The following is an 11,828-nucleotide window of genomic DNA, read 5'->3' as shown; positions in this document are numbered from 1 at the left end:
AAATCATATTATAAATAATACTTAATTAGAATTATTATTTTGACGTACTTATTATTACTTGTTATAATTTGAAACAAACGTTCTTGAAAAAGGTTCTCATTTCCAAAATTGAGGTGTTATATAGATGACGAAAAAGAAAATAGGTTTGCTTGTAATGGCGTATGGAACGCCAGAATCATTAGATGATGTAGAGGGATATTACACTCACATTCGCCACGGGCGTAAGCCGTCTGAAGAAGCGCTTCAAGATTTAATTGAGCGTTATACAGCAATTGGAGGAATTTCGCCACTTGCAAAAATTACGAAAGAGCAGGCACATAAATTAACAGATTCATTGAATAAAATGTATACAGAGTATGAATTTGTTTGTTACTTAGGGTTAAAACATATTGCTCCATTTATTGAAGATGCAGTAGAAGAGATGAAGCGAGATGGAATTGAGCAGGCGATTAGTATCGTATTAGCACCGCACTATTCTACATTTAGCATTAAAGCGTATAATGACCGTGCCATTCGTCTTTCAGAAGAAATAGGTGGTCCTGTTATTGAACCAATTGAACAATGGTACGATGAACCAAAATTTATTTCCTGTTGGGCAGATCAAATTAAAGAAACGTTTACTAAAATCATAGATAAAGAGAAGGCAGTTGTTATTTTCTCCGCACATAGTTTACCGGAGAAAATTATTGCAGCGGGAGACCCTTATGTAGAGCAATTACAGCATACAGCGGACTTAATTGCGGCAGAAGCAGATATAAAGCATTATACGATTGGTTGGCAAAGCGCTGGAAATACACTAGATCCATGGATTGGGCCAGATGTGCAAGATTTAACGAGAGATTTATATGAAGAGCATGGCTATGAATCTTTCGTATATTGTCCGGTTGGCTTTGTGGCAGAGCATTTAGAAGTTTTATATGATAACGATTATGAATGTAAAGTTGTAACTGATGAATTAAATGTTGCATACTTTAGACCAAATATGCCGAACGCTCAACCCACATTTATCGATTGTTTAACTGAAATTGTTTCCAAAAAAATGAAGGAAATAGTTGACAAGAATTTAGTTTTGAATAATAATTAGTTTATAATAATTTTAAATAAATAATGATTACTATGAAAGAAAGAGGAGGATCTCCCTTGATGAATCCAAATAATCGCTTAACAACAAACCAAGGTGCTCCAGTTGGAGATAACCAAAATTCTCGTACAGCTGGTCGACGTGGACCGGTATTGTTAGAAGACTATCATTTAGTAGAAAAACTTGCGCATTTTGATCGTGAACGTATTCCAGAGCGTGTTGTGCATGCACGCGGTGCAGGTGCTCATGGTGTATTCGTAACGAAAAACAGCATGAAGCAATATACAAAAGCAGCATTTTTACAAAGTGAAGGAACTGAGACACCTGTATTCGTTCGTTTCTCAACGGTCATTCATGGTCAAGGTTCTCCGGAAACAGCTCGTGATCCACGTGGGTTCGCTGTTAAATTTTATACAGAAGAAGGAAACTACGATATCGTAGGTAACCATTTGCCTGTTTTCTTCATTCGTGATGCAATTAAATTCCCTGACATGGTGCATTCTTTAAAACCAGCACCTGATACAAACGTTCAAACACCAGATCGTTATTGGGATTTTATGACGTTAACTCCAGAATCTACACATATGATGACATGGGTATTTTCTGATTATGGTACACCGGCAAACTACCGTGAAATGGAAGGTTTCGGCGTACATTCATTTAAATGGATTAATGCAGAAGGTAAAATTGTATACATTAAATATCATTGGAAACCACAGCAAGGCGTACGTAACTTGAGTGCGAAAGAAGTGGAGCAAGTACAAGGGAAAGATTTCAATCATGCTACTCGTGACTTATTCGATGCAATCGAAAAAGGAAACTATCCAAAATGGGATTTACACGTACAAGTAATGCAACTAGATGAAACGGATTCTTTAGATTTCGATCCACTAGATCCAACGAAAGTATGGCCAGAAGATCGCTTCCCATTAATAGAAGTAGGGACAATGACGTTAAATCGTAACCCGAAAAACTTCTTTGCGGAAGTAGAACAAGCGGCGTTTACTCCGAGTGCAACTGTAAATGGTATTGAGCCATCTGAAGATAAATTATTACAAGGTCGTTTATTCTCTTATCCAGATACACAGCGTTATCGCCTTGGTGCAAACTATCTACAAATTCCTGTAAATTGTCCATACGCAGCTGTTCGTAATCAACAACGTGATGGTGCGATGCAAATTAATCAAAACCCATCTACAATAAACTACGAACCGAGCCGTCATACTGAAAATCCAGTTGAGGACCCAGCTTACCGTGATTCAACTATGAAAGTAGAAGGTTACGTATCTCGTGAAAAAATTGAGAAACCAAATGACTTCAAACAAGCGGGTGAGCGTTACCGTTCATTCTCTAAAGAAGAGCAAGACAATTTAATTGCAAACTTAACAAATGACTTAAAAGACGTAAATGAACGCACAAAACTACTCGCTATTTGCAACTTCTTCCGTGCAGATCATGATTACGGAATGCGTTTAGCTCAAGCGTTAAATGTTGATATTACGCAGTATGTAGGGAATGCTCCAAAATAAATAGGAAAAGACGTCCGATTCTCGGTCGTCTTTTTTTATGTAAAATATGTTGTAATCTTGTCGAATAAATTTTACGTATAAGAGGTGTATTTCATGAATGTCGCTATTTTTATTATTGCGTTATGTGTCTTTTTATTTGTAGTGTTTGCTATTGTAAAAATGTTTATAGCAATCGGGAAACAAGGTGATGAACGTGCTACGTTTATAAAAAATAAAGCGATGGCTGAGACATTCCAAATTGCTATGGGATTAATGGTACTTGAGATGATGCCGTTTATTTATCATCGATTTAATGAAACAGTAGGAACGCCGTTTAATCCAGTTCGCTTTTTAGCTGTAATAGCGGTGGCGTTTCTTATTATATTAAGCGCAAATAAAAGGAAGTACGGTGATTCGTAATTTATGCGGGGGTATTGTTTATTTCAGTTATGTCGGAATTTGTTGGTAAATCGATATGTTGTATCGAAACGTCGATATAATTAAAGAAGCGATCGGTATAATTGAAAAATCGTCAATATATCCGAAAAGCCGTTGATATATTTACCATAATGCTAGATGGGATATGCACGGCCTTAAAAAAACAATATGTATCAATCCCGATATAAAGCAAAAACGATAATTATAACAATCCCTCCTTTATTTAATAGGGTTAAGCAGCCTGAGTTCTACATTGATAGGAACTCAGGCTTTTTTATGCGAAAAATTTATGAAATCGTTTCGGAATAAAGCTTAAGACAAGAAAGAGTGCGATTTCACCTAAAATAGCGACAATGATATTGAATAAGAAAGTGCGGAAATTTGCAGTAATGTGATTGAGGATAGCGTATTTCCAGTAGGATAAGCTCATGAAGATCCCTCCTTATAGCGTTTTTTATAGTATATAAAAATTGTTTCGTAAAAGTGCATGTCCTAGTTTGTAATTTGTAAAAATACAAAATAAATTCTCAACAAAATCTCAACAATTGAGTAAGAAAAGAATGTGGAATATATTACCTGTTCCATTACATAGAAATAGGAGTATTTACAGAAAAGTTTTTAGAATTAACATAAAATTTACAAAAAACAAATAAATTGTTGAAATAATACAAACAAAAATATATACTCGTTATATACTTTTTACAAAAAAAGGATGTGATAGGGTGATTTACACTTTTACTTAGGGATATATGATTGATTCATTTTACAGATTCGAAAAAAATTAAGTGAGGAGAAATGAATATGTTTCGATTTATGAAATCTCCAATCGGTATAGCGGTTGGGGTAGCAGCGGTAATATTGGCATCACCAAAAGCGAGAAAGGGATTACGAAAACTTGCAGTAAAAACAGTATCGGCTTTTCTTGGTGCAAAAGAACAAATGCAAAGTGCTGGTTCAGAAATGGAAGAAGCTTTGCCAAAAGTGAAAGAAGCGGCACGTAAAGTGGCTGTGAAAACAGTATCACCAATTATAGGAGCGGTAGAAGCTGTTCCAAATACAATTTCTAAATTCCAGGAAAAATGGGTTTCTCGTGTAAATGCGTATCATTCTGAGCAAAATATAGATTATGAAAATTTGCCTGTCAGTCCTTAAGTACTACATGAGTAATAAATCTTTTTACTTCCTTCAAGACGATAAGGAGGATGATGATGCAAAGTAAAACATTAAAAACGAGATTTATACGATCGTTACCTGGAAGAATTCGAATTGAAATTTATAAGTTAAAATACAACAAGAATATGGCGAATTTGATATTAGACCGATTTAGTCAAGCGGAAGGTATTTATCAAGTAAGTCCCTCAATTTCTACAGGAAGAGCCCTTATTACTTACGATATCAACAAGACCTCTCTACATAACATTTGCAAAATAATTCAGCTTATAGAAGAACAAGTGACGAAGCGGAAGAAAAGTAGTACAAATAACAGTGACGAAAAGAAGGAATTAATAGATTGTTCATCTAGTGTAGTTTCTCGTAATAATGACACTGTTCATAGAAAAAAGGATGAAGGTGTGCCGTTACCGCTAGCACTTTCGGTTGTTGGGTTAGGTGCTTTCGGCATAAAACAATTATTTATGGGTAGATCTGCCTTAGCTAGAAGTCCTGGTCTTTTTTATGTATCCGGAGCTTTATCTGTTGTGACGGGTTATCCGTTCCTGAAACGAGGATTCAAAAAAATGGTTGCTAGCAAAAAGGTGAATTCTGATCTTGTGCTTGGTGTAGGGACTCTTGCACTTGCGCTTGCGCGGGAGAATATTGTCGTGCTTGCCGGTCTTAGTCTATTAAACTACTTAAATTGGAAGCGTAGTCAAGCAAACATAAACGAAGAAAATGAGGCGTATAAAGAAAATCTCCTCTCTCCAGAGATTAAAGCGTATAGTGAAAAACAATCAAAGTGGGGAATGATTTTTGGAGGAGCAACTTGGGCTTTCACTAGAAATCCTTTGCGTGGAATGGCAGTGTTGTTAGCGGCTAATCCGAAACCAGCTGTCTCATCGGCAGAATATGCGTGGCGACAAGGTGACCTCGTCGCGAGAGAAAGAGGATATGTCATTCCAAGCGGTGGGCCGTTATCGCAATTGTCTCGAACAAAAACGATAGTATTAGATGATACATCTCGTATATTCCAGGCCTCAGCAGAGGGGATGAGTTGTATTTCGCAAGATGAAAATGAAGGGCAAGTTTGGTGCACGGTGGCTTCTCTTATTGAGAAAAGTGAGCATGTATGGAAAGAGGAAGTCGTGCAACGGGCTGCGCAAACTGGAAGAACATTAAGAAAAGCGTTTGAAGTTCAAGTAGAGAATAAAGGAATAAAAGGTGAAATTCAAGGAATAACTTCCTTTTTCGGAAGTAAAGATTTTGCCGAGCGAAATGGTGTAGATATAAGTGCGTATGAGCTGGAAGCGAAGAGGCTTGAAAAAGAAGGATTCCAAGTTCAGTACGTCGCTAAAAATAAAGAATGCCTCGGTCTACTAGTTGGATCAAAGGTTACTATTATTCCTGAATTCAAAGAAGTAGTGAATGGGTTACATGAAAACAAATGGAGTATAGGCGTTTTGCAAAATAGTTTACATGTAAATCGTAACATTCTTTCTCATTATGGTGTGGATGATAGCTGGCAGCAGGGGGATGCTGTCGAACGGGTAAAATTGCTTCGTTCAAATGGAGAAGAGGTATTATTTGCAACTGATCAAAATACCGATTTTCCGTCTATATCATTTGAAGAAATAAAAAATATCTCTCAATCTACAGCGTATGCAAACCGAATCAATATGTTGGTGAATGAGCATTTCCGCGCAGCGAAAGTGTGGAATGTGGTGGGAGAGATGTTAGCGGTTTGGTCTATATTCACAGCACCTGTAATCGCCTTATTTGCAAATGCTTTATCGTTAACGTTTTTATCTAGGGCGAAAAGAATGAGCGAGAAGATATTTTCTTATGGAGAATTGTCGAAAATGGATTCTTCTCAGCCAAAAGTGATTCCTGCCAAACAAGATCAAATTCCATGGTATACATTTAATCAAGAAAAAGTAATGAATAGATTACAAGTTGAGAAGCAATATGGATTAAGTAATGCACAAGTAAATATGCGAAAAGAAGAATACGGAATGAACCAAATTGAACCGAAACCGTCAGTTCCTTGGATTGTATCGTTTATGAGCCAATTTAAAGAATTTACATCGCTTATTTTACTCGGAGCAGCTGGATTATCTGTTATATCTGGTGGCTGGTTCGATGGATTAGCGATGGGGACAATTCTCGTTGTAAATGCAATAATTGGGACGCTTCAAGAGCGGAAGGCGGAAAAGGTAGTTGAGGCTTTAAATCAATTCCGAGCCCCTATTTGTAAAGTAATACGAGAAGAAGTGGAAATAGAAATATCAAGTAGTGAACTCGTTCCTGGAGATATTGTCTGCCTTGAAGCGGGAGACCGTGTACCTGCTGATCTTCGCGTTGTTAACTCTTGGAACTTAGAAATTAACGAAGCGATGTTAACGGGAGAATCACTTCCAGTTGAAAAGAAAGCGGACGCTGTGTTAGAAGAGTGTTCGTTAGCAGAGCGAAACAATATGCTCTTTATGGGGACGTCTGTAACACGAGGTAAAGCGGTAGCAATTGTAGTAGAAACAGGTATGCGTACAGAGATGGGCTATATGATCTCCTTAATGAAAGGGGAAGAAACAGAGCCTACGCCATTGCAGCAAAAGGTGACATCTATTAGTAAAACATTTATTAAAGGAGCGTTTGTAGCTGGCGGTCTTGTACTTGTGGCTGGGCTACTTAGGGGACTGCCAATTACGCAAATGATTACAACATCGGTTGCTCTTACTGCTTCTGCTGTTCCAGAAGGATTACCAATTATGATTACGATTGCTTTAAGTGCGGGTATATTCCGTATGCAAAAGCAAAATGCGCTCGTTCGAAAGCTTTCGAGTTTAGAAACACTCGGTAGAACGACGGTTATTTGTTCTGATAAAACGGGAACTCTTACGAAAAATGAAATGACGGTTAAAGTAATTGCTACGCCGAATCGTTTATGGAGTGTAACCGGTGATGGGTATGAACCAGTAGGGACGATTGCTGATGTAACTTCATCTAAAGTTGCTGCTGCTGTAGATACGGAGATAGAAGAGGCTATTTATCATAAAACGGAAAATGTGCCGCTAGAAAATCCGGATTTAGCTCGTATTCTTCAAATTGGTGTTCTTTGTAACAATAGTAAATTAGAGCAGGAAGATGATTTATGGGTTGTAAAAGGTGATCCGACTGAAGGAGCTTTATTAAGTTTAGCTTCGAAAGCGGGGGCACTACAGGAAGGTATGGCGTCGTTTGAACGCCATCATGAAGAACCATTTGATTCAGAGACGAAAATTATGAGTGTTGTTTGTAAAGAGAGTAACGCTGAAGAGTTATATAAGTTCTCAAAAGGTTCTGTAGAGGCGATTCTTACTCGTTGTAAATGGTATCAAGATAACGGTCAAATATATCCGTTATGTGATAAGCAAAAAGAAGTTATTTTACAACAAAATGAAGAGTTTGCAAAACAGGCATTACGAGTATTAGGTTTTGCGTACAGCAATGGCGAAAGTGATGATCTTACTTTTGTTGGATTAGTCGGTATGATCGATCCGCCAAAACCTGAAGTGGAAGAGAGTATTCGTGAAGCGATTGAGTTAGGTGTGAAGCCAGTAATGATTACGGGAGATCATCCGACTACGGCGATTTCTATTGCGAAACAAACTGGAATTTGGAATCGTGAAGATCGTGTTTTAACGGGATTAGAAATTGATAACATGACAGATGAGGAATTAAAAGAAGTTGTGAAAAGTACATCTGTTTTCGCTCGTGTGACTCCGGCTCACAAATTACGAATTGTAACGGCCTTCCAATCCGACGGTCAAATCGTCGCGATGACTGGAGATGGTGTAAATGATACACCGGCTATAAAAAAGGCGAATATCGGTATTGCGATGGGGCAAACCGGAACAGAAGTTACGAAAGAAGCCGCTGATTTGATTTTGAAAAAGGATCATTTCGGTTCAATTGTTGAAGGGGTAAAAGAAGGTAGAACGATCATCGGAAATATTCGTAAAGCAGTTGGTTGTTTATTGACGGGGAATTTAGCGGAAGTGTTAGTGACTAGTGCTGCTGTTATAGCGGGAATGCCGATTCCGTTAGTGCCAATTCAAATTTTATTAATGAATCTTATTACCGATGCTTTACCAGCGATGATTTTAGCTGTAAACCCTGGAAACAAAACGAAGCAAACGAAACGTCAAGATATTGTTGATAAAGATTTGTACAAAAAAGTTATTACAAGAGGAGTACTGCTTGGGGTAGGTTCGCTCGCTGTATTTGGTATTAGTTTAGCGGTTGGAGTACCTCTTCCAGTAGCACAAACATCAGCATTTGCAGCTTTAGTTGCCGGACAGCTCATTCAAACTTTCTCTTGGAGACAAGAGGGATCAGAAGAAACAGTTCGCGATTGGTCAAAAGACCGGTTCTTTATTACAGCGTTAGGAACGTCTTGGCTTGTATTATTATCAGCTATATATGTACCTCCGTTAGCTCGTATATTCCATACTGTTCCGTTAACGCTCACACAATGGATACCTGTTCTTCTCGTGGCGGGCACAGTGTCTCAAATCGCGAAACCTATTATTAATTTAGTTTCATATAAGAATACTGATTTAGTAAAACCAGTAGTTTCTGAATCTGCATTATTAAAAACAGTGTAAAGGAGCAATGAAAATGATACGAAAAGTTGTTATTGGATCTACTTTAGCGCTAGCAAGTGCCGCTTTATTACCTGTCGTAAGAAATACACTTCGTCCACTTGTTGAATCGGGGGCAAGAGGTGTGAAGTCTACTTTTGAAACAATTAAAGAGGAAGTAGAAGATATTATTGTGGAAGCGAAAATGGATAGAATGCAAAAGCAATTTGAGAAAGAACTTTCTTATGTGGAAGATGACATTACTGATGAACAAGAAGTGATAAAAGCGGCAGCTGAACAAGCGCAAGATGAAGTGGAGGAGATTAAACATGATGCATAAAGCTGTAGAAAAAGATGTGGATCACCATTTGGAAAAAGCGTTAGAGCACTTTGAACAGGCATTAGATTTAAGTGTAAAAGCAGCATCGGAAAATAAAGCGATGCAAAAAGAAATTGCTACGAAAATGGGTTCATTCACTGGTGAGATTTTCCACTCGGTTCGTGAAAAAGGAAAAGAAAACCGCATGAATATTATGAAATGGTTCACTCTTCCTCGCTTTTAAGGGCGGAGTACGAAATGGAAAGAATATAGGGAGCTTTTACCTCCCTTATTCATATTCCATACTATGTATGTCGCATTAATTTTCGGAATGTTCGGAATTATAAATTTTATCAAGGGGTGAAAGAATTAAATGGCGGCATGGATGATGATATTAGCATTAACATTTTCATCAAGTATCGATAACTTAGGGGTAGGAATTTCTTATGGGATTCGCAACATACGAATTAGCCATTTTTCTAATCTTATCATTTCGGTTATTTGCTTTTTGTTTAGTGTGGCCGGGATTTATTTTGGATTATGGCTTTCAAAAATTTTGCCTGGGATTATGCCAGTAGTCATTGGTTCTTTCTTATTAGTTGTCATTGGTCTTCGAATTGTATTATTAGCAATTCCGCGTAAGGTGGTAGCTGAAGGAGCGGAAGGTGAAGTAGCATCTACGGAAATAAATGGTTTAACGAAAAATATAGGTGAATCTGGAGGAATCGGATTTGTAGAATCTATCTTTCTTGGCATTGGTCTGTCTGCTAATGCATTAACGAACGGATTAGGTGCTGGTTTATTCGGTTTGAATCCGATAGCAATATGTGTTACTGCGGCAATTGGTAGTTTCATAACAGTTTGGGGCGGAGTTGCATTAGGGAGAAAGATAGCTCACGTTCGTATTGGGAAATTTACTTTAGGGCAATTTGGAACATTGATCAGCGGAACGTTACTATTAATTATTGCATTTGCTGCCTTTTTTTGATTGATTTATCCCGCTATTTTCGGGCTGATAATCAGGGGGGGAACAAAACCCCCACTGATTAAAGTCTCACTTTATAGAAAGAGAAAGGGATGATAGTTTTAACATCAGATGAATAGAAGGTGAGAGAAAGTGAGATTGCTTTATAAAAGGTTGAAGTACTCTGAACTTGAGGCTGAATTACAATTAGTAGAAAGTGTTTTAAGTTCAGGATATTTTATTTTATTAGATATATTCTTTTTGTCTTCGTTATTAACAGTGCTAACTTTTTCCTTGCACCATTCATTTCTAGTTGCATTTTTCATTTTTATTAGTTCTTATATTGCTTGTAGTTGCATATTTTTTTTATTGAGAAAATGGTTGCAATAAGTTGCGCTATTAAACTTTGCAGAAGAAGCTGTCTTGAAAAATTTCGATTTTTTGAGGTGGCTTTATTTTATGAGTTGTAATATATGTTTACAAAATGTAAACATATATTACGAATTCCCACCTTGTAACTCGACAAAAAAATTTGTTAATATGATTGTATAGAAGTTGTAGTTATCTTGCGTGTGTCAACTATGATTATTCTCATGAATAGAGGGGAATGGAATATGTCTGAAGGAACTGAAAGAAGTAATCTTGGGGTGTTATTAAAAGAATTACTGAAGGAAAAGTCTTTGTCAATGCGAAAACTGAGTGCGCTTACTGGAATTGATACTGCTACTATTTCAATGATTATAAATGGTAAGCGAAAAGCAAATCCGAAGCATTTGCAAAAGTTTGCAGATTGCCTTGGTATTCCGATTGCAGATTTATTTGTGGCGGCAGGTTATTCTATTGAAACAAAGCAGGAAGAACAATCTGATATTCAAGTATCCATTAATAACATTGAACATTTACTTGAATCTTCACAGTTATATGATCAAAAGTTTAGTATCGCGAATGTAGAGCAACAATTGGCTAATTACGAACAATATTCGCAAACAGAAGAAGGAAAAGAAACGATTGAAAAGGGGTTTACTGAGAAGATTCAGAAGGTAAGTAGTATTGGGCCATTTATTAATGATTTGAAAGAATTGTATGAGAGATTTACGAAAAAGAAGGGGACACCTGTAGAACTAGCTTTAATGGGAAGTGCTCTCATCTACTTTATTCTATCAGTTGATGTAATTCCGGATTACATTTTTCCTATCGGTTATTTAGATGACGCTGTTGCTGTGCAACTTGTTTTAAATTTGTTATTGAAAAGATAAGATGCTTATATGAATAGATAGATAAAGATATTTATATACCAATAGTTTGGAATATTTGTGTTGTTATGAATATACGAAAAAGGTGTACCCCGTGTTAGAACGGAGTACACCTTTTTCGTATGTTGGTAAGTTTTAGTTCATGGATCTTTCTGTATACTCATAAGCTTTCTCGCCATGCATCGAAATATCAAGCCCCATTTGTTCTTCGTGCTCATCTACACGAACAGGGAGGAAGAAGTTAATGGCTTTAATGATGGCATACGTCATAATGATCGTGAATGCGTATGTTGCCCCAATTGCTATAAGTTGTTTGAAAAGAAGAGCTGCATTTCCGTAAAATAATCCGTTAGCGCCATCGCTATTTACAGACGTTGTCGCGAAAAGTCCAGTTGCAATACCGCCCCAAGTTCCTCCGATGCCGTGACATCCAAATGCATCGAGTGTGTCATCATATCCGAATTTGTTTTTTAAGAAGAAGACAGCGCTGA

General features: G+C 37.2%; 11 protein-coding genes and 1 pseudogene. 10 read left to right on the top strand and 2 right to left on the bottom strand.

Annotated features, from left to right (window positions below; genetic code table 11):
- Window positions 1-124 precede the first annotated feature (124 nt).
- From hemH to BAU28_RS02685, 3 genes are all read left to right on the top strand, one after another.
- Complete coding sequence (hemH, locus tag BAU28_RS02695) at window positions 125-1,084, top strand: ferrochelatase (protein ID WP_071717646.1); 960 nt, start codon at window positions 125-127, stop codon at window positions 1,082-1,084.
- 59 nt (window positions 1,085-1,143) lie between these two features.
- Entirely contained in the window at window positions 1,144-2,610 is a 1,467-nt protein-coding gene (katB, locus tag BAU28_RS02690; RefSeq protein ID WP_071717645.1) for a catalase KatB, read from the top strand.
- Between the two features lie 93 nt (window positions 2,611-2,703).
- Window positions 2,704-3,009: a hypothetical protein gene (locus BAU28_RS02685; RefSeq protein ID WP_071717644.1), complete on the top strand. Its 306-nt coding sequence runs from the start codon at window positions 2,704-2,706 to the stop codon at window positions 3,007-3,009.
- A 292-nt stretch (window positions 3,010-3,301) separates the two neighbouring features.
- On the opposite strand, the gene BAU28_RS30305 is transcribed toward BAU28_RS02685, so the two are convergent.
- Window positions 3,302-3,457 carry a hypothetical protein gene (locus BAU28_RS30305; protein ID WP_002170803.1) on the bottom strand — a complete coding sequence of 52 codons (156 nt, stop codon included), beginning with the start codon at window positions 3,455-3,457 and terminating at the stop codon, window positions 3,302-3,304.
- A 371-nt stretch (window positions 3,458-3,828) separates the two neighbouring features.
- Here BAU28_RS30305 and BAU28_RS02680 point away from each other — a divergent pair, with 371 nt between their 5' ends.
- The 7 genes from BAU28_RS02680 (at window position 3,829) to BAU28_RS02650 (ending at window position 11,340) form a co-directional block, all read left to right on the top strand.
- Window positions 3,829-4,179 carry a YtxH domain-containing protein gene (locus BAU28_RS02680; protein WP_048369714.1) on the top strand — a complete coding sequence of 117 codons (351 nt, stop codon included), beginning with the start codon at window positions 3,829-3,831 and terminating at the stop codon, window positions 4,177-4,179.
- 56 nt (window positions 4,180-4,235) lie between these two features.
- On the top strand, window positions 4,236-8,825 hold the full coding sequence (locus tag BAU28_RS02675; protein WP_071717643.1) for a cation-translocating P-type ATPase: 4,590 nt from the start codon (window positions 4,236-4,238) through the stop codon (window positions 8,823-8,825).
- 13 nt (window positions 8,826-8,838) lie between these two features.
- Complete coding sequence (locus BAU28_RS02670) at window positions 8,839-9,141, top strand: hypothetical protein (protein WP_071717642.1); 303 nt, start codon at window positions 8,839-8,841, stop codon at window positions 9,139-9,141.
- Entirely contained in the window at window positions 9,131-9,364 is a 234-nt protein-coding gene (locus tag BAU28_RS02665; protein WP_071717641.1) for a hypothetical protein, read from the top strand. Before BAU28_RS02670 ends, BAU28_RS02665 begins: the two co-directional genes overlap by 11 nt.
- 129 nt (window positions 9,365-9,493) lie before the next feature.
- Window positions 9,494-10,108, top strand: coding sequence for a sporulation membrane protein YtaF (gene ytaF / locus BAU28_RS02660; protein WP_033718808.1), 615 nt, complete (start codon window positions 9,494-9,496; stop codon window positions 10,106-10,108).
- A 129-nt stretch (window positions 10,109-10,237) separates the two neighbouring features.
- Entirely contained in the window at window positions 10,238-10,474 is a 237-nt protein-coding gene (locus BAU28_RS31405) for a hypothetical protein (RefSeq protein ID WP_071717640.1), read from the top strand.
- Window positions 10,475-10,698: 224 nt separating this feature from the next.
- Window positions 10,699-11,340 (top strand): helix-turn-helix domain-containing protein, encoded by a 642-nt coding sequence (locus BAU28_RS02650; protein ID WP_071717639.1) that lies wholly within the window; start codon window positions 10,699-10,701, stop codon window positions 11,338-11,340.
- 132 nt (window positions 11,341-11,472) lie between these two features.
- Here BAU28_RS02650 and BAU28_RS02645 read toward each other — a convergent pair.
- Window positions 11,473-11,828 (bottom strand): annotated as a pseudogene (locus tag BAU28_RS02645) (ammonium transporter); the annotation flags it as partial.

Source organism: Bacillus paramycoides (assembly GCF_001884235.1).
Lineage (GTDB): Bacteria > Bacillota > Bacilli > Bacillales > Bacillaceae_G > Bacillus_A > Bacillus_A paramycoides.
This window is presented reverse-complemented; position numbering and strand designations above follow the sequence as displayed.